The 18,177-nt window shown below is 41.3% G+C and carries 18 protein-coding genes and 1 tRNA gene; 12 read left to right on the forward strand and 7 right to left on the reverse strand.

Going from position 1 to position 18,177, the window contains the following annotated elements; all coding sequences use genetic code 11:
* Positions 1 to 20: 20 nt before the first annotated feature.
* The gene (locus A3860_RS08815; protein WP_143774013.1) at positions 21 to 1,004 is read right to left on the reverse strand and encodes an FHA domain-containing protein; all 984 of its coding nucleotides are present in this window, start codon (positions 1,002 to 1,004) and stop codon (positions 21 to 23) included.
* Between the two features lie 494 nt (positions 1,005 to 1,498).
* Between A3860_RS08815 and A3860_RS08825 the strand changes: the two genes are divergently transcribed.
* A complete protein-coding gene (locus A3860_RS08825) occupies positions 1,499 to 3,817 on the forward strand; it encodes a S8 family serine peptidase (protein WP_081146205.1) in 2,319 nt (772 codons plus the stop codon).
* A 68-nt stretch (positions 3,818 to 3,885) separates the two neighbouring features.
* On the opposite strand, the gene A3860_RS08830 is transcribed toward A3860_RS08825, so the two are convergent.
* Positions 3,886 to 4,743, reverse strand: coding sequence for an NHL repeat-containing protein (locus tag A3860_RS08830; RefSeq protein ID WP_081146207.1), 858 nt, complete (start codon positions 4,741 to 4,743; stop codon positions 3,886 to 3,888).
* 76 nt (positions 4,744 to 4,819) lie between these two features.
* Positions 4,820 to 5,725 (reverse strand): helix-turn-helix transcriptional regulator, encoded by a 906-nt coding sequence (locus A3860_RS08835; RefSeq protein WP_081146209.1) that lies wholly within the window; start codon positions 5,723 to 5,725, stop codon positions 4,820 to 4,822.
* Positions 5,726 to 5,985: 260 nt separating this feature from the next.
* Between A3860_RS08835 and A3860_RS08840 the strand changes: the two genes are divergently transcribed.
* The 7 genes from A3860_RS08840 to A3860_RS08870 all read left to right on the forward strand — a co-directional run bounded on the left by A3860_RS08840 (position 5,986) and on the right by A3860_RS08870 (position 10,862).
* Positions 5,986 to 6,342: a VOC family protein gene (locus tag A3860_RS08840; protein ID WP_081146211.1), complete on the forward strand. Its 357-nt coding sequence runs from the start codon at positions 5,986 to 5,988 to the stop codon at positions 6,340 to 6,342.
* A 241-nt stretch (positions 6,343 to 6,583) separates the two neighbouring features.
* Positions 6,584 to 7,429, forward strand: a complete 846-nt coding sequence (locus A3860_RS08845) for a helix-turn-helix transcriptional regulator (RefSeq protein ID WP_081146213.1) — start codon at positions 6,584 to 6,586, stop codon at positions 7,427 to 7,429.
* 133 nt (positions 7,430 to 7,562) lie between these two features.
* The gene (locus A3860_RS08850; RefSeq protein WP_081146215.1) at positions 7,563 to 8,336 is read left to right on the forward strand and encodes an isocitrate lyase/PEP mutase family protein; all 774 of its coding nucleotides are present in this window, start codon (positions 7,563 to 7,565) and stop codon (positions 8,334 to 8,336) included.
* A 35-nt stretch (positions 8,337 to 8,371) separates the two neighbouring features.
* On the forward strand, positions 8,372 to 8,749 hold the full coding sequence (locus tag A3860_RS08855; protein WP_081146217.1) for a YybH family protein: 378 nt from the start codon (positions 8,372 to 8,374) through the stop codon (positions 8,747 to 8,749).
* Positions 8,750 to 9,291: 542 nt separating this feature from the next.
* Positions 9,292 to 9,365 (forward strand) — tRNA-Asp (locus A3860_RS08860).
* 341 nt (positions 9,366 to 9,706) lie between these two features.
* A complete protein-coding gene (locus tag A3860_RS08865; protein WP_143774014.1) occupies positions 9,707 to 10,048 on the forward strand; it encodes a hypothetical protein in 342 nt (113 codons plus the stop codon).
* A 64-nt stretch (positions 10,049 to 10,112) separates the two neighbouring features.
* Positions 10,113 to 10,862, forward strand: a complete 750-nt coding sequence (locus A3860_RS08870; RefSeq protein WP_081146221.1) for a hypothetical protein — start codon at positions 10,113 to 10,115, stop codon at positions 10,860 to 10,862.
* A 135-nt stretch (positions 10,863 to 10,997) separates the two neighbouring features.
* On the opposite strand, the gene A3860_RS08875 is transcribed toward A3860_RS08870, so the two are convergent.
* Complete coding sequence (locus A3860_RS08875) at positions 10,998 to 11,393, reverse strand: hypothetical protein (RefSeq protein WP_081146223.1); 396 nt, start codon at positions 11,391 to 11,393, stop codon at positions 10,998 to 11,000.
* Between the two features lie 41 nt (positions 11,394 to 11,434).
* Positions 11,435 to 12,007, reverse strand: a complete 573-nt coding sequence (locus tag A3860_RS08880) for a hypothetical protein (protein WP_081146225.1) — start codon at positions 12,005 to 12,007, stop codon at positions 11,435 to 11,437.
* Between the two features lie 688 nt (positions 12,008 to 12,695).
* On the opposite strand from A3860_RS08880, the gene A3860_RS08885 reads away from it, so the two are divergent.
* Positions 12,696 to 13,604 (forward strand): hypothetical protein, encoded by a 909-nt coding sequence (locus tag A3860_RS08885; protein ID WP_143774015.1) that lies wholly within the window; start codon positions 12,696 to 12,698, stop codon positions 13,602 to 13,604.
* Positions 13,605 to 13,631: 27 nt separating this feature from the next.
* Here A3860_RS08885 and A3860_RS08890 read toward each other — a convergent pair whose 3' ends face one another.
* Positions 13,632 to 14,378 (reverse strand): metallophosphoesterase, encoded by a 747-nt coding sequence (locus A3860_RS08890; RefSeq protein WP_081146233.1) that lies wholly within the window; start codon positions 14,376 to 14,378, stop codon positions 13,632 to 13,634.
* A gap of 382 nt (positions 14,379 to 14,760) precedes the next feature.
* Here A3860_RS08890 and A3860_RS08895 point away from each other — a divergent pair, with 382 nt between their 5' ends.
* Entirely contained in the window at positions 14,761 to 15,258 is a 498-nt protein-coding gene (locus A3860_RS08895) for a hypothetical protein (protein ID WP_143774016.1), read from the forward strand.
* A gap of 89 nt (positions 15,259 to 15,347) precedes the next feature.
* A complete protein-coding gene (locus A3860_RS08900) occupies positions 15,348 to 16,700 on the forward strand; it encodes a hypothetical protein (protein ID WP_081146237.1) in 1,353 nt (450 codons plus the stop codon).
* Positions 16,701 to 17,109: 409 nt separating this feature from the next.
* Here the strand turns inward: A3860_RS08900 and A3860_RS42255 are convergent, their stop codons facing one another.
* On the reverse strand, positions 17,110 to 17,319 hold the full coding sequence (locus A3860_RS42255) for a DUF4974 domain-containing protein (protein WP_081146241.1): 210 nt from the start codon (positions 17,317 to 17,319) through the stop codon (positions 17,110 to 17,112).
* A 185-nt stretch (positions 17,320 to 17,504) separates the two neighbouring features.
* On the opposite strand from A3860_RS42255, the gene A3860_RS08915 reads away from it, so the two are divergent.
* Positions 17,505 to 18,074 carry a hypothetical protein gene (locus A3860_RS08915; RefSeq protein WP_081146243.1) on the forward strand — a complete coding sequence of 190 codons (570 nt, stop codon included), beginning with the start codon at positions 17,505 to 17,507 and terminating at the stop codon, positions 18,072 to 18,074.
* Positions 18,075 to 18,177 lie beyond the last annotated feature (103 nt).

Below are 18,177 nucleotides of genomic sequence, written 5' to 3' on the forward strand. Positions count from 1 at the left end.
TGGTGTTGATCATAGGTAGTTTACAACTGTTTAAATGTAAGCGTTACCATGCCATTCAATAATACCTGGCTTTTATCACGCAGATCGAACCAGCGGGGACTGCCGGCTTCACTTTTCCCGATCACTGTTTCATTTACCCGCGTTTCGTTGTTGCTGAAGGAAGCGATCTGAAATGATTGTTGCGATTCATTCCATCTGATACGGGCATGGGGGTTCGAAACAAAACCCGATTCAATAAGCAGGTAATTGCTGTAGCCCACATTCTCCGGTTCTTTACGGGCGATCACGATCTCGGTATCTTTCATGATGTACACCGCATCTTTACTGGTATCGGCCGTGTAGTATTCAATGCGAGCCAGTCCGGCATCGTTGCGGGCCGTTCTTTGCGTAGCATTATTGGTTACGGCTACATTGGTAACGCTGAGGTCGGGATTGAATTTAACGGTGAAAGTGCCGTTCTCGGCAAAATGCAGGTGACGCAGCACGTCGAGGTTGATATCCATTTTATCAAAAACATTGGTCGCTTTTGATTTCATGGTCACCCTGGCTGTATTGTGCCGGTCGCTGCCGCCACTGCCGGCGGGCTTCAAACCGGTGAGCATACCGATGACCCGTACATCTTCCACCGAAATTCTTTCCTGGTTGAAATCGGTGCCGGGTGCAAAGCGGAAATGCCAGTGAAACGACACGGGCGACAGTTCATCATAATTCTTCCGGGCGGTTTTCAGTTTGCCGTAAAAGGCTTTCAACGCTTCTTTTACTATGACGGGGAGAGAAGGCAACCGTTCTTCATACACTTCGGGATGAAGAATGATCAGGTAATGCATGTTGAACAATAAACTTTTACCAACAGATTCGCGTTTGCAGGAATTCTCAAAACACTCCATCAATTCTTTTAAAATAAAATTGTTGGTGACCGGACCGTTAGCGGCACGCTGGTCGGTGCTTTCCGGAAGTATTATTGATTTGAGGGCCGCAAAAAAATCACCTGATTTTTTCTTCATGGGTTTCCCTGGTTTTACACGGTTTACAGCTATCATTTATACGAATTAAAAATAATTGATTTGAGAACGTGTGCATCGTAAAGAAAACATAAAATGCATTTGATTGGAACGCTATTTGTAAGGGGAAAAACCGAGCCAGAATTTATTTAACGTTTCTCTGCAAGTTGTTTAACGAAGAATTAGGAAAACGTGAAATAAAACAGTTACAGGTTACACGATACAGAGCTTGCCCCGCTCTGCGGGGTTACAGGGCACAAACTTCAAAACTCAAAGTAAGGGCCCCCTGAAACCTGGAACCTGCACCATGGAACGGTTTCATAATTACAAGCGCTCTCCTTCATTACCCAGCGCCTTTCCCGTAAGGGTACGCACCAAAAAACCGTTTTTATACTGTTTTTTCGTTCCTGTATATAAGCTACCTTTTCAGTAGTTCACCCTCCCCTACCCCAACCATCTCATTTGCACTTATTCATTAACCAGTTAACACATTCTCTATGAACAGGATCCTGAAAATATTTGCAACCGGTGATGAGCGAACCGGTGTCATCAACGGTTATCCGGTCATTGAACAGTATGACGGATTTATACTGACCGAAGTACCATCGAACAAAATGAAGGCGCTGCCCGCATCCTGGTTGTTCGAAGACATCACCGACGAATACCGTATTAAAACCGGTAAAGGTGAAATCGACACTTCCATCCCCCGCCTTACCCGCCCCGGTAAAGTGAACGCGCACCCGGCTTATACGGGGAAAGATAAAAAGACGCCCCCCGCAGGCAAACACCATTACCTGGTACAATTCATTGGACCCATAAAACAAACCTGGCTGAGCGGGGTAAAAAAAGCAGGCGGTGAATTGCGCGATCCCTACGGCGGCTTCACCTACATTGTACGCGCCACAGCCAAACAAATGCAAAAGGTTATAACATTACCGTATGTACGCTGGGCCGGACATTTACCTTACGAATCGCGCATTGAAAGAACGTTGTTGCAAAAGATAGAAGCCGATGGTACGCCGCGTAAGAAAAGCGCTGCGATGGCAACACTGCCACGAACAAAGACCATGCAGGGTGTATACACGGTTGAATTCTTCGGCCCCAAAGACGTGACCAGCGCCGTGCCTGATGTAAAGAAACTGGGGTTCAATATTCTCACCAAAGATGTGAAAGGGAAATTGTTGGTTGTTGAAACCAATAAACCGGCCCGCATCCTGAATTTATCAACCGTACATGGCGTGCGGCGAATAAATGAGCGGTCCATTAACCGGCCCAGCAACGATGTGGCGGCGGGCATTATGGGCACGCAGCAGAGTATGGGTAAAACAAACGGCAGCCTGGGCCTGAGCGGCAAAGGTGAGGTCATTGGCATTTGCGATACCGGCCTCGATACAGGCGATCCTAAAAATATACACCCCGATTTTGAAAAACGGGTAAAATGGCTCAAAAGCTATCCTATTACCCACGACTACGCCCAATGGATCAACAACCCCGGCGCTGATGATGGCCCTGCCGACCTCGACAGCGGTCATGGAACGCATGTTGCCGGATCGGTGCTGAGCAGCGGCGCCAGCTCAAAAGGATTGCCCGGTTTGCAGGGGCCTATTCGCGGACTGGCCTACAATGCCCAACTGATCTTTCAGGCAGTGGAACAGGAGCTGGACTGGAAAGACCCAAACGATCTGCGTGATTATGGCCGGTATTTGCTGGCGGGCATACCCACCGATCTCACCGATCTTTTTGGCCAGGCTTATCAAAAAGGCGCGCGCATCCATTCCAATTCCTGGGGCGGCGGTAAACCCGGTGAGTACGATGAACAAAGCCGTCAGCTCGATCAGTTCATTTGGGACCATAAAGATTTTTGTGTGCTGGTAGCCGCCGGAAACGACGGAACCGACAAAGACGGCGATGGCAACATCAACCTCATGAGCGTAACCTCGCCGGCCACTGCCAAGAATTGTATAACCGTTGGCGCCTGTGAAAACAAACGCATCAACTTCAACAAAGAGGTGTATGGCGAATGGTGGCCAACCGATTACCCGGTGGCGCCTTACAAGAATGCGCCCATGGCCGATCAGCCCGACCAGGTAGTGGCGTTCAGCAGCCGCGGCCCTACCCGCGATAAACGCTTTAAACCCGATGTGGTAGCGCCCGGAACTTTTATCTTATCGACCCGGTCAACGATGATCGCCGGCAACAATACCGCCTGGGCGCCGTTTACGCCAAGCAAAAAATATTTTTTTATGGGCGGAACCAGTATGGCCACGCCGCTTACTGCCGGTGCTGTTGCGCTCATCAGGGAATACCTGCGCACCAAACAAAAGATCAGCAAGCCATCGGCCGCTTTGCTGAAAGCCACGCTGATAGCGGGTGCCGTGCGTTTGCCCGCCACCGCCGCCAATGGCGCGCCGGTTGATAACCACCAGGGATATGGCCGCGTTAACCTCGATGCCATCCTATCGCCGCAGGGTTCTAAAGCAGTGTTTACTGATGTAACCAAAGGATTGCATACCGGTGAAGTGCAAACTACAACCCTCACTGTACCTTCAGGCGCTGCGGGGTTGCGCGTGGTGCTGGCATACAGTGATTATCCGGGGCTTTCGTTGGTGAATAACCTGAACCTGATATTGACGGGGCCCGATGGAAAAAAATATACGGGCAACCAGGGTGGCAGCAGTTCCGCCAAAATGGATAGTGTGAATAATGTAGAAGTGATTGCGCTCCCCAAGCCATCGGCCGGCAACTGGCGCCTCGATGTGGTGGGTTCCAACATTCCACATGGCCCGCAGGATTTTGCGCTGGTGTATATTGTGTGAAACGTGAATAAATAAAAAAACCTGAGCGTGTTCCATGCTCAGGGTTTTTTATTTTAATTTTCTATTGCTTACAATGGCTGGAATAATAATTTACCTGCAACCAAAGCAGGAATGATAACCTGGTTTTGTTTGGCATCGAAATAGAAATCTGCCGGACCTGCAATTGCCGGCCAATCGTATTTGGTGACCTTTTTAGTGTTCAGGTCAATTTTCTCCAGAAAACCGGCCGGGTGGTCCAGGGCGCCCCAGTCAGAAACGATCAACGTATGATCATCGAGCAGGGCCAGTCCGTCAAAAGCGCCATGAATGTCGCCTGCTTTCTCATACGAAGGGATATAGTTCTTCCAGCTTATCACCCCAATTTCACCACCCTGCATATTCTGAAAATCAAAACTGCAGGTGTACAGCAGGTTCTTTGCTTTGTCGTAACAAAGACCATTGGCGCCTTTTACGTCGACCACTGGCGTAACCGCACCGGACCTGACATTCACTTCAAATACCTTTCCAACATCAGTAGCCGAAACAAACAACGTGAGATCATCTTTCACGGCGAGGTCGTTCAAAAAAGAAGTTCCGCTATTTGATAAATTGATATCGGTTATTTTATTGCCGGTCGAAAGTTGAATACCAATGACACGATCAATATCAGCCACATATAAAACGTTGCGGATGATAGCGGTTCCCTTGGGCGCATTCAGTTTTGCTTTGGCGAAAGAAGGCGTTATTACCTTCCCACTAAGCGAAAGTTTTGCAATGAACCCATCCCCATCTTTAGCAGTGGGATCAAGGGCCTTGCCAATATTGGATACATATAGGAACTGTCCATCGGAGGTTACGCTTTCGGGATTCGACAGGCCGGTAGAATCCTGCGCCAGCGCGCTTACCGCCAGTAGGACGCTTGCAATAAATGATAGTACTTTCTTCATCTGATTTTATTTAATGCGCTAAGTTATTTTATCATGGTTTAACATGATAACGTAAAAAGCTCAAATAATTGCACATTTAACCGGGAATGATCTCAGGCTGGGTATTCAGGGGCGACAACGCCGGTTCTTTTCCCCGGTTACTATTGGGCGTAAAACCGAAGCGTTGTTTGAATATTTTGATAAAGTGGGGAATATTTTCAAATCCGCATTCCATGGCTACTTCCGAAACGTTATTACCGGAATGCTGCAGCAACAGTCGGGCATGTTCAAGCCGTTGCTCGTTGATCCATTTTTTAGGAGAGTTGTTATACCGTTGTTGAAAATCACGTTTAAACGAAGCCAGGCTACGCCCCGATAATTTGGCCAGTTCTTCGAGGGTAAGCGGTTGCAATAAATGTTTGCGAACGATGAAATCAATATCGAGCGGTTGGCCAAAAGCAATGTGTTGCAGAAATGCCAGCACCTGTTCTCCCTGCGGACCGGCCAGCAATAACAACATCAGTTCCTGCAGCTTTAAGTAAAGAATGCTTTCCATGGCGGGCATGGATTTTCCAAAATAACCCATGAACTGGGTTTTGAAACCATTGAGCAATTCGTTGCTGGGAACAATAAGGTGCGTGGCGGTTGCAGGCGCCTGGCTTTTTGCGACCTGATGCGTATGCAGGAATTTCCTGGCAAAATCATCGGTGAAGAAGATCAACAGGGCTTCATAATCGAGGCCATCCGGAACAAATTCCGACATGGCATAAATGCCGCGTTGCAGTATCACCAGTTGCCCCGGTTCTGCCATATGTGTATGGTCTTCAAAATGCAGGTACTTATGGCCCTGCAAAACGAAAATAACAGTGTGCTCGGTGATAAAGCTGGTCCTTTTACCAACGGCCGTGGCTTTTCTGTAGCGGGCCAGCGGCGTATTACCCAGCTGCAATACGTCGTTATCGTTTTTGTCGAAGGAGGCGGCGGAAGGGAACCGTATTAACATCCTGCAAATTAAAGAATTCCTTAACAATGGAGCGGCGCAGCTTTCAACCTAAATAATACCCTCATTCGCAGCCGGTTAAACAAACCGGTTTTACGCAAGTTTACATGAGGGGGAATGAGTTGGTTCCGCCGGCGATATTGCAATTGGTTTATAGCGTAAAATTCAGTAAATTATAGTAAGCAACTATTCCATTATCCTTCGCACAAACATTGATCGCAGCCTGCCATAACACCAACAACATTATAAAAAATATACACTATATGTCAATTCCTATTGCCAACCCGGTAGTTTTTTTCGAGATCGGCTGTAAAGATCTTTCGAAAACGGCTTCGTTTTATGCCGATCTGTTTGGCTGGACGCCCACTGGCATACCGATGGCCTCATTGATAAATACCAATACGGAAGAAGGGATCCAGGGACAGCTCACCTCGCTGGGGCACGAACCCCATAATTATGTGCTGTTCTATATTCAGGTGAATGATATTAATGAAAGCCTGACGAAGATCCAGGAAGCGGGCGGTAGAAAGTGCGTAGGACCTGTTATTTTGCCCAATAACAAGCAATTTGCGTGGTTCACTGACCCTGAAGGGAATATGGTTGGTTTGGTAACGCGTTAGGGTTGAGCGGAAGCTCCTTTTGCCGGAAGCCCCTGAACATTTGCTGTAGCTTGCTCTTTACCAGTTGGACGCACAATTCCCGGATTGTCAATTGCACCCGGCCAGGCGGGGGCGTGTTATTTATTGGCCAATTGTTCCGATTTATTCTATTCCTGCAAACCGGCGCTTTCTAATTTCGCCAATCGCCAGCTTTTGTATCTTTAGAAGGAGAAACAAGGGTTGCGCTCAAAGTTTACCAACCATGACCTATCACGAATTCAAACCGGGCAAGGCGTTACAGCCATATGTGAAACACTATTATGTGTATGAATCCACCTGCGATGCAGCATTTGAAGATGTGGTATTTCCCTGCGGCAGTATGGAGATCATTTTTAACCTGGGTTCGGGGAGTTGGCTAACACAACCCGGACAGGAATTTGTTACCACGCCCGCCGTTGAGTTGTGGGGACAGGTGTTGCGACCGCTGGCAGTACGATCAATAGGCCGGAACACGATGTTAGGGATCCGGTTCTACCCCCATGCTGCCGCCAGCATTTTGAACGACAGAATAAACCAGTTCAATCACCAGGTGGCTAATTTCGGCGATGTAATGGGCAAAGAGGTACATTCATTACATAGCCAGTTAACGGATGCCAGGTCCTGGACAAAAAGACTGGCCCTGGTAGAAACTTTTTTATTACAACAACTTTCCCTGGCCACAAAAAGGTTAAACAAGATAGCGGTGGTGAGCGACCTGATGCTGAAGCTGCAGCAACAGGAATCGTTTGATACCATGGAAACATTGGCAACGCGCTATGGCATTTCGGCGCGTTATATGCAACAATTGTTTGTACAGTACACCGGGCTTACGCCGAAATTATACAGCCAGATAAACCGGTTTCAAAACAGCCTGCAATTAATAAGGGAAGGAAACAGTTCATTAACCTCCATTGCCTATGAATGCGGTTATGCCGATCAATCGCATTTCATCAGGGAGTTCAAAACATTTACGGGGCTTACCCCATCGGGTTATGCCATAGCCAATTCACCGGTTGAGTTGGCGGCCAGTTTGGTTGGGCAGCAGTATGAAGGTGTTTTGATTGCGTGATGGCTAAACGTTTTTCAGAGCTTCCAACCATTGACTTCAGATTTTTGGCGTCCCTCCTCCCCTGTTCCGTTTTATACAATTTCAACTTTTCGACTACGGGTAATTTTGTTTTATCATCATAAAACAGAAACCTATGTCATCAGTATATCAACAATTCAAACAACTACACCAGGGTCCCGGGTTATTTGTGTTGCCCAACATTTGGAACGCTAAAAGCGCGTTGGTTTTACAACAGGAAAAATTTCCCGCGATAGGCACCTCCAGTGCCGCAGTTGCCAGCAGTTTGGGATATGAAGATGGAGAGGCGATGCCCTTTGAAGATTATCTGTTCGTTGTTCGCAGGATATTAGCAGCCGTACAAATACCATTAACAGTAGATATGGAAATGGGGTATGGAAAAACGGATGCCGCCATTTATGCCAATATAAAGAAGCTGGCTGAGTTGGGCGTGGCAGGCATTAACATTGAAGATTCAACGATAGAGGCAACCGGAAGAACCTTGAAAGATGCCAACGTTTTTGCGCAAACTATTTCATTTATAAAGAGCCAGCTGGCAACAGATCAGTTGGAGCTGTTCATCAATATTCGTTGCGATACGTATATATTGAATGTAGCCAACAAGCAGCAGGAAACGGTTCAACGTTTGAAACTGTATGAAACAACAGGAGCAGATGGCATCTTTCTGCCCTGCATCAGCGAAGAAAAAGATATAGCCGCAGCGGTTAGAAGCACGAAGCTTCCCATAAATGTGATGGGCATACCCGGCTTGCCCGGTCTCGACAGCTTAAACAAACTGGGAGTAAAGCGGGTTAGTCTGGGTCCGTTTTTATACAACAAAGTATATGATAGTATAGCTCCATTGATGCAAGCCGTAACGGCCGGTAAGCAGTTTACCCCGCTTTTCTAGTATTCTTCATTCATCAACAATAAAAAATCAACAACATGAATTTACCAACGAGGGCGCAGGATGCCCATGCCAGCTTAGCAGCGGCATTTAATACGGGCGATGTGAATACGGTACTGAATATGTACGATTTTACTGGCATTATTGTGCCGGAGCCGGGCAAGCCAGTTTCGGGCCGGGAACAATTTGAAGCGGCGATCAAAGCCATTTTAGCAATCAAAGGCAAAATGGAGATCAAGACCGTTTATTGTTTGCAAACCGGCAATGTGGCAGTTGGCCGGAGTGAATGGAACATTACCGATGGTGATGAGGTAAAAGTGCAGTCGAAAGGTATCGAAGTCATGAAACAGCAACCCGATGGAACCTGGAAGATTGTGATTGATCATGCCTTTGGGGCGTTGGAGCAAATTGTTTAAAAGGGTATAGCCATGAAAAAATTGGGGCTGTCCCGATAGCTATCGGGATGGCCTTATTTATATGTTTGCCGCCCCAGGTACTACTGGAATGGGTGTTAGATGGCCTCTTATTCTCTGAGTATTGCCTGAGAATGGTATAAAACTAGCCATGCAGGAGTAGAGTGCGTGTAGGAGCTCTGTAGGGGGCGGGTACGGGACGTAGGCCAATAGCCTACCAGTTTAGGTCAATACGGATAGCATTACGCTACTGTTTTGCCAGCTAAATGTAAATGTTGTCATGGAGATCTGTTTTATGATCACCAGGCTGGTGCAATTGCCCCGAATGATTAGCCAGGGTGTTACACAACCCGGAGCGTGGGCGGCGCCTCATTTAAATTATTCTTCCAGAATGCTTTATTTGACCTGGACTTCAATTTGGGGTCGCTCCTTTTTCTTCAATTTTTTTAATAAAAAAGTAAAAAAACTTTTTGGGGGAATCTCAAAACTGCTATCTTTGCCATCCCAAAAACGACACACCCTCAGGGAAAATCGTTCAGCGGTAAGGATCGGTAGTTCAGTTGGTTAGAATGCCGCCCTGTCACGGCGGAGGTCGCGGGTTCGAGTCCCGTCCGGTCCGCAGGTTTTTTGCTCAAACCCGCTCCCAGAGCGGGTTTTGCTTTTTTTGGTCGCGTTTTTGGTCTACCATGTTTAAAAAATACTGCGAGTTTGACATAAATTGACTCTACTTTACTTAACAGGTTGCTATCATACTGAATTTACTAATTTCTTTCCATTTTTTGTTTTTTTTGATTTTGACTTCAACGGCGGAACCCCAGCCTAAGATGGTTATAGTAAGCCAGATTTCCCAACAAAAGGATTGATGGGCCATTTCTACCGAAGGCACACTGGATTATTTTGTAATTTACTGCCCCTGGAGGATCGTAAATTAGTTAGAAGCTTTTCTAATACTTGTTTAGTATGCGAAAACCAAAAAGAAACAATAGAAAGGGAAAACGAAGGACTGGTTCCTATTGGAATTATAAACAGTCAGGAAAAGTCATCATGGATCATTGTTCAACATTAAGCGATATTGAAGACAGCAAGTTCGGCGCTAATTTTCTGTTGGAAATCGGCCTAAAAGCTGGCATTAATGCCGTCAATGAGAATAAAGCCTTAAATATTCCGATTACCGTGGTAGAGAATGGTTGGATTGTCAAAAAAACTGCAGATGGAGCCATTGTGAAAATGTACCCTATTAATCAGAATCTAAGTAATAGATTAACAAAAGGCACAATTTTACATATCAAAATAAACCAGTAAGCGGCTACGCATTTTGCTGGCCCCATGGTCCAGGAAAGCACAATAATAAAAGAAATCAAGAAAATTGGAACAAGGAAAGTCTGTTGAAAAAGGGCCACAAATTGAAGGCAAGGACTTGTACGAATTATTAATTGCCAAAGGCGTAAGAAATTTGCATCATGCGAATACAGTTAAAACATCTTTAACTTATATTACAAACGATGCACTTTTGTCCCGTCATTATGTTGAATCTTTAGCGTTGGTTCAAACATCCCAATATACTGATGAAAAGGACAAAGAATTGGGTATTTGGGATTCAGTTTTTCTTGATGGTTTGGATCTTCATAAAAAATTTGTGAAACCTAATAAATATGGACCGATACTATTTTATATCGATTTGTCTTTACTATTAGATTCTGAGTTTTCATGGGTACGAGTAACTAAAAGTAATCCTGATTCATGGCGACCACCCGAAACCTCCTTTTTTGAGAATGTTAATGATATCAATCAGAATTATCTATCCGGTAACAAACTGGATGATGGAAGAATTATGTTCCTATTTGACAATCCTGACAAAAAGATTAGTCTATCTAAGTATTGTAGAAAAATCGTAGTGGATGATCCTCGGATTGAGTTGACCTTTTCAGATGGAACCGTTACGAAAATTGCGGAAATGGTTAAGGCTTCTATAGAGAAAGCGATAGACGATTGTAAAATTACAGGCATTGACGTAGAAATTCGCCATCCTAATCTTGATGGTTGTAATTGCTATCATTTATATAAGCGTATGTATGAACATTCTAAAGAAATTTTCGATAAGCTTTTTCAAAAATAGATCATTTATAGACCAAAGTTACTGGTAATAGCGGGTAGCGCAAAGCGGTAGGCAATAGTTTCTGGTTGCTTAATCCGAAGGAAACATTCATCGGGGCTTGAAATCTTTATTGTCATAAAAATTGGTGGCGGTCATCTACTGGCGTTTATTTTGGATGCTTTCAGCATATTCCATTGCCTCCAGTCGAAAACGCGCGGTATCTTGTTCCGAACAAAACTCGACTTGGATTGTAAGGGCGTTTATCGCAGCGGGCAAATTGGTTTTGTCTCCTGTGGCAGGATCTCTTCCTATTATAAGAACATTGCCAAAAAGCGGTCGTTTGAAAAAAGAGGAGTGAAAGGCAATATTTGATTCATTTATCAAGCAGTTTTCGTCAGCTATAAGTTGGGTAGTCTTATCGGTTGAAATAGTGTAAATATGTGAACTGCACTTAAGCAATCGGTTAACTTCCTTGTTGTACGATGCCAGGTCCATGGGAAGAACAACAGGTTCTACCCGCCCTTCAACTGAATTAATGAGCAAGGCTTGCATATCGTAATTTTTCGTTCGAAAATTTAGTAATGGTAAGGCAATTAGGAATAGTACTTATTGAGCAGTTCCTCCGCATATATTTTCCCATCTTCAGGAATATTGGGATCATTAAGAATCTGCTCAATTTCGGCTTTTGCAAGCAGGCACTCGGTGTCTCTGATCTCTACCACTTTTACCTCCGCAATTTGGCTACCACTCAAAATTAAATCTTTTAAACGATTATGCCCATCATGGATAACTAATTTCCGCTTGCCTATTACTTTCACTTCAATAGGTCTTTCACTTTGCGTGGCACCAGGGTCAGCTAAATCCCAATCACTCGGCTTCCAATTTTCATCACACATATTACGTGGATATAATCTGTAGAAAGGAACGCAAAGCAATTGGTCTATCTGTAAATCAATATATTCTTCTCTGGGCTGTGGGTTCATCAATGCGAGGTAACGAGCGTAGTTAATACTATGCAAGGTTACCAGTTCTGCAGGAGTTAATTGCATTAACTCCGCATCTGCAAGAACTGTAACTTGTTTGAGAAAGTCTAAACACCTGGATTTAAAGCTTTCGTAGCTTTCGTCATCCTTAATAATTAAATCATATTTTAAAAAAGCGCTCATAAGTATAGGCCTATTTTGGTAAAACAAATAAAATTAAGTTTTATAAATTGAAAAGAAGTAAAAAGAGCAAATACATAAACAATTGCGTATTTACAACATGATAAAGGGGTAAGAAAATTAAGGCGATCGTGGAGGGCTATCCCAATAAAAAGTTTCTTGTCGCTGATCTTTTATGGTTTGAATCGGGCGTCCCGCTCGTAACCAATCTTTGTGGAAAAATTCAATTTTTTAGTGAGTAGTAAATCTATTAGAAGTGGTTGTTTTTAATAGTACAAACGATGAAAATAATAAGCGAATAAATCAAATAAGCGCTTTAATCAAATAGGAAGTTAAATATAAACAACTATTGATCTTTATGATCTATCGATTGACAAAAACGGGTTTTTGGCAGTTTTGTATTGCCCAGTCTACCCAAAATTTCAACCAAGTTAGTGCACATTGGTGGTCTTCTGTTAAATTGGTTATATTCAAGTACGCCTGGTTAATTATTCGCTGGTGACTACAAATTCTCCATCGTTATTATTATTTATCAATAAGCCGTTTTTCTCATTAAATAAAGTTTGCAACCCGGCGGCAATCGTAAAAAGATGCCAAGCGTTGTTACCCTAGAAAAATATTACAGGCTTAGTTAGTCGTTTTAATAAAAGATGTTATTAATTGGAAAATTGTCTTACATAAATAATGATCAATGCATCCACTAATTCAATTTTTTATAAGAGCTAAGGAACAAGTCATACACATTAAGGAGGAATCAGACGAAGAGATAGAACAGGTATTTGAGGTGTTAAGTTGGGGAGAGATAAATTCGAGGCGGTATTATATCATGCGGGCTACCTGTGAAGAGGCGTCACAATATTTTATCGGCTTTAAAAAAAACGAATACATTGATGTCATATTGAAAGCGGAAGGACAATTATTCAGTTTTGATAATGGTTTTGACTCTTATGTTCATGAAAGGGATGAAGATCAAATGTTAAATCACTTAATTGAATTTATTATCATTGATGCTGTGATTCAAAAACGGTCTTTTATTAAGGGGTACTTTTATGGGTATGATGATGAAGGAGCGATACACAGGATATTGTTTGCTATAATGGAAAAGTTGAAGTTTGACGTTACAGACTTAAATCCGGGTTTTAGGGTAGATAAAAATTTAACTTCGGCTTTATCACCTTTAGAGCAATATATTAAAAAATTGGGCATAAAGGAACTAACGGTGGAAAAGATCCATTTTGGAAGGCTCCCTAATAAAAGTTATTATTTTATTGGTGTGAATGTGGAAGGAGCTGTATATCGTTATGAGTTGAGGGCAAATTGTGGTAATATCATCGTTACCGCAAATATTGATAAGGGCCGTGAACAGAAGAAAGTAGCCATCGAAGTTTCTTATATCCATACAAAAAAGGATGATGTATTTCAAAAGCTGCTTGAAAGCATTTGTTTTGACTGCATACATGATTTCATTCCTGGAGATGTAAGAACAGTTGAATGCACTATTGATAATACTATAGTTGAAATGGTGAAACCGGGGTTCGATTTTTTTAAACCAAATCACGTTGATTATGGGAATTCGCAATACTTTAAATTTGATTTTTAGTAATTGCGTGTCGGCTTACTCCGAAAGTCAGTAGATTAAGTCGGATTGCCAAAACTTTTTAGTATGTAGATCCATTATAGTTAGTCGTCCATTTTTTCCTCCTGATCCGGTATCCAAATTGTAAATATGAGCCGCTTTCAAAGGAGTATTCAAACCCCAATTCAAGGTACTTGTATGTCCAATAAATATGTTCTTATAATTGTCCGCTATATAAAAGGGTTCAACTGTTCCTTGATATCGGTTCTGAATTTGCCATTGAAGAGCATCTTGCCATAAAGTACGATCCCAATAAAAAGTTTCTGGTCGCTGATCTTTTATAGGCTGAAACCTGTTTAATCCCCCGTGAACGAAAAGGTTATTATTTTGATCATTATAGTACAGCAATTGCTTTTCAAAAAATATCTGGTGTTGCTGCGGAATATCCTCAGGATTTAGCGAAACCTTGAATCCATTTCCGCTATATTTAAAAATTAGTTTTTTACCAGAATGTATGGCATAAGACTTTGCTGTGCTTAAAGCTCCATACGTCCATTGAACAGGATGATAACTTGATTTCAAAAACTCAAGTAGCCATGCTTCATGATTTCCTTTTATCGCAATTAAGTTTTTTATTTTTAGTAACTCTTCAACACATTCGTAAACAAATTCGCCACCATCTATAACATCCCCTAATTGTATAAGAGTATCTTTTTGATAATCAAATTCACATTGTTCAAGACATTGTAGAAAGCCCTTTATATTTCCATGAAGATCACCAATAACGTATGTTGCCATAGAGTTGTAATTTAGTTTTACATTATTTCGTATTTGGGTGTCTTTACTGTCGCGATCGCTACGATGTTGTGGTTTCTTATTACCCCACCCATCTATGTGTGAATGTTAATCAGGGGTACCATGTTATTTAAAATGTCATTTTGAATATTGCGAGCAGCACCACCTTCCAGGTCCAATCAGCAGTTTTTAAAAAAAAATTCAAGGTTGGATAGTTGTGTCAGCACGAATTGTGTAATTACACACACATTTTGTGATGTAGGGAACAGATTCTCCATATCCCGGAATGAAAAAAAGGCCATATTATTGTTAATTCATTTTTGTTGCTAGGTATAAGTTCCTTGTTTATTTCTTATTTTTATTTATCCTAATTAGATATCGACTGATGAAATATGTTGAGCGTAAAAGAAAGATTCTTTCCCTATTTGGTAAAGAATTTATGGTGAACAGAAACAATTATACCGAAACAATTACTGGTACTAAAAAATCAGTCAAACAATATGTTAGTGAATTTTGGGAAAAAAGAAGTATAGATGAAGTAAATACTGATATGTTTTATAAGATTAGAAAAAAAGATGTAGAAACCTGGTTATTGGAGGAAGTTGATTTGCTGATACGGGGACCGCTTAAAATTAAAGCTGTGGGCGGAACTGTACCAACCATTAATATTTCTATTAGGGAGTTCGCAGATAATCTGGAGGCGCTTAGTTCTGGAAGAAACGAAGCATCGAAGGAAATGCTTGAATTCTGTACACAAGTGATTATTAATAAATATGGCGTTGGTGCTATTGTGCTAGGAGACAAATTTGTAACGTATTGTGGATTTAAGGCTGAAGAGATGATTGATGAATTTTTGAAAAAGTATAAAAAGAAGAAAAAATAGCGGAGCGAGAGTTCAATCACTTAGAAAAAGTCGATAAAAATCGAGCATTCAAAAAAAATTGAAAGCAATGAGTTGCGTAAATTATATTTATGATAAGACTTATAGCCACATTTTTTTTCCTTATAGGGACTTTTAGCTTTATTAATCTATTTTCACAAAGCAGCGATGTTTTTGTTAATGGATATTTTAGGAAAGATGGCTCTTATGTTCAACCTCATTTTAGAACTGCCCCTAATAGCAGCATGTTTGACAATTATTCGACTAAGGGAAACTTTAATCCCTATACGGGAAAACCAGGATGGATTGAACCATTTTCTAAAGTTTCTTCAAGTAGTTATCAGGCGATACCCAACAATTACCAATCTAACTTTGACAACCTATTTAATTATCTCAATAAAAAAGACTCATATCATTATTTTAAAATAGTCGATGGTTTTGATTATGAGTACAAGCTTTTTTATACAGGTTTATTTAAACTAAATAATAACGAACATAAAGAAGCATATAACATCTTTGATACACTTCGTAAAATAAAAGGAACTAACAGTTTCATTCATGAGGAAAGTAACTTTTGGTTTGAAATAAGCTCCCAATATTTAGATGCACAAAAGGAATTTGAAGATATTTATACAAGTTCGGCTAAATATGAAGAAGATGGAAACTATGAGGTGTTGGAAATGAAGTTAAATAAGGTAAAGAATCCGCTTAATTTTTACCACAAATATTTAATCAAATATACTACTGCTTGGCATTGTCATAAATATCAGGAAGCAAAAACTTGCCTTGATTCTTTAATTGTCTATTCCTCTCAAACAGAAGTACATGACACTCTTCTTGCAAATTATGACGCCATCGTAGAGAATTTGAATAACATGCAAAACACCTTAGATACACATTTAAACGGCACATATTATTATCCATTAGAATCATTAGTTGAAAACCTACGATACTACTTGATAAATAAAAAATCCCCCTCGGATCAATTAAAAAAGGCCGCTTTCTATCTCAGAAATATAGAATGCACAATAGAAGATACAACTTTTACGCGGTCACTTAACGATACTTCAAATGCTAAAACTAAAGTCGCTAAAATTGACTATCTAACCTTTCATACACATTTGTCCAAAAATTATGGTACCACTATTGGAATAGTCTTATTACAATTCTATGACGACTCGTCATACTTTATTTATAAAAAGAAGTTATCAGAATTTTCAAAATTCCAAAGTGCGAAAAACTCAATTGCCTTTAATTTCAAAGGTCTTCAGAATAATGTGGAAGGTTTAGAATACTTGATTAGTGAACCACTAGTTGGCGGTTTGACTGAAAGAAATTTTGAAGGTCCTATTACCCAAAAATATAAAAAAGAATATAGGCTTTACTTTTACTGTATTCTCGACAGCTCAGGTAACCTAAAAAATTTATCTGGATTGTTTAAATAAAAAATAAGGACGGATGAATAGTCCACACTTTAATCATACTGGCTTCTCTGGCGAAAAATCCCTTGGCGAGCATTTAAAAATCTTCGCCAGTGTATGAATCGACTAATTAGCAATCGGAGAAATTTGTAATTATCTGAGAGATATTAAAAAACCGCTCAGCTCTTTTGGAGCGGTTTTTCAATTTCGGTGTGTTTAACTGTCTTTTGAGAATTGCGTTTTTATTTGACAAAGAATGAATTTTTGCCTGTGCGATTGTTTTCTTTTAGTTCGGAGTTCCTGGGTAAGTTCATATGGGAGATGTTCTTCGGTAGATTCGGGTTTGAGAATATCCTCAAATATTTTATTCATTTGTTTAAGAACATCGGCGCCATTTCGATCCTGCAATATCCGGGTTAAGTTATAATTTTCATTACGGCTGCGCCAAAATTGTATCTCCCTTTATAGAGAACTGCACGTGGGTTTGCTTTTGTAGAAATTGAAGTATGCTGTTTAATGAGTCGCAGCGCGAAAAAATTCCAAAGTAGGTTTTCTTGGGAAGGATTCCTATACATTGAACCTTCTTGTGATAGTGTTTGCTCACTTTTTTAACTATTGATTCTAAGTATTCGTTTTCAAACACAAGGGGGGCTGTCTGGACACTTTTGGGTTTCCTCTCCTATGGTTTTCGTTGAATTCTCCATGGTCTGTTTTTTACCAAGATTGGCGGCAGATGCTTGACCGCTGTTAAATTTAAACGAGCCGGTTACCACAATTAAAAAAACTGCATATTCTTGTATTTTATCGAATATTTGTACTTTAGACTGAATGACACGAATAGAAAAATTAAGGACATTACCGGAAGATGTTAAAATCGGAAGCATCATTCATTCGTTTAAAACCTTTGCATTAGGGGATATAGAATACAATATCACCAGACCGATCGCTGCTTTTATTTTGGGAAGTTGTTTCATAGACCAAATGGCTGCGTACAGATATAATCACGGCACAACAAGCAACGAAGAACATTATAAGAAATTTATTAATGAGTACCTTAAAGAGTACAATTCTTTTGATCTATATAACAATTTACGCTGTCTGATAATTCATAATTATACATTGGGTGAATATATGAGCCTGACAAGCGAATTAGAGGCGATAGATCAGCAGGAAGACATTTTACATGTAAACATTTTGACGGCACGGCGATTCCATAGCGCTTTGAGTCGGGCTTTTAGCGAATTTTCGAAAGACATTTTGAAAATTAACTCGCAAGCAAGAATAAATGCCGTTAATAGATACAACGAGGCGCCTGTTTTAGTCATGAACAACTATGAGATTCCTGTGTATAGTGAAGACGATGCCGATTATTTAATTGTTTTTTTTCCAAAAAAGTAGTTGGTAAAACAATCAACAATAACGGTTCCCTTGAAATTTTGGAGCTAAGGAAATCGTCTATACAGGAAGGTGTATTTAAGGTGGAAGCTTTCACCAAGAAAAA

This window comes from Niastella vici (assembly GCF_002077945.1).
Classification (GTDB): domain Bacteria; phylum Bacteroidota; class Bacteroidia; order Chitinophagales; family Chitinophagaceae; genus Niastella; species Niastella vici.

Coding starts and splice junctions, on each gene's coding strand:
- A3860_RS08815 (WP_143774013.1), bottom strand. CDS start 1,004: ATGAAGAAAAAATCAGGTGATTTTTTTGCGGCCCTCAAATCAATAATA.
- A3860_RS08825 (WP_081146205.1), top strand. CDS start 1,499: ATGAACAGGATCCTGAAAATATTTGCAACCGGTGATGAGCGAACCGGT.
- A3860_RS08830 (WP_081146207.1), bottom strand. CDS start 4,743: ATGAAGAAAGTACTATCATTTATTGCAAGCGTCCTACTGGCGGTAAGC.
- A3860_RS08835 (WP_081146209.1), bottom strand. CDS start 5,725: ATGTTAATACGGTTCCCTTCCGCCGCCTCCTTCGACAAAAACGATAAC.
- A3860_RS08840 (WP_081146211.1), top strand. CDS start 5,986: ATGTCAATTCCTATTGCCAACCCGGTAGTTTTTTTCGAGATCGGCTGT.
- A3860_RS08845 (WP_081146213.1), top strand. CDS start 6,584: ATGACCTATCACGAATTCAAACCGGGCAAGGCGTTACAGCCATATGTG.
- A3860_RS08850 (WP_081146215.1), top strand. CDS start 7,563: ATGTCATCAGTATATCAACAATTCAAACAACTACACCAGGGTCCCGGG.
- A3860_RS08855 (WP_081146217.1), top strand. CDS start 8,372: ATGAATTTACCAACGAGGGCGCAGGATGCCCATGCCAGCTTAGCAGCG.
- A3860_RS08865 (WP_143774014.1), top strand. CDS start 9,707: ATGCGAAAACCAAAAAGAAACAATAGAAAGGGAAAACGAAGGACTGGT.
- A3860_RS08875 (WP_081146223.1), bottom strand. CDS start 11,393: ATGCAAGCCTTGCTCATTAATTCAGTTGAAGGGCGGGTAGAACCTGTT.
- A3860_RS08880 (WP_081146225.1), bottom strand. CDS start 12,007: ATGAGCGCTTTTTTAAAATATGATTTAATTATTAAGGATGACGAAAGC.
- A3860_RS08885 (WP_143774015.1), top strand. CDS start 12,696: ATGCATCCACTAATTCAATTTTTTATAAGAGCTAAGGAACAAGTCATA.
- A3860_RS08890 (WP_081146233.1), bottom strand. CDS start 14,378: ATGGCAACATACGTTATTGGTGATCTTCATGGAAATATAAAGGGCTTT.
- A3860_RS08895 (WP_143774016.1), top strand. CDS start 14,761: ATGAAATATGTTGAGCGTAAAAGAAAGATTCTTTCCCTATTTGGTAAA.
- A3860_RS08900 (WP_081146237.1), top strand. CDS start 15,348: ATGATAAGACTTATAGCCACATTTTTTTTCCTTATAGGGACTTTTAGC.
- A3860_RS08915 (WP_081146243.1), top strand. CDS start 17,505: ATGACACGAATAGAAAAATTAAGGACATTACCGGAAGATGTTAAAATC.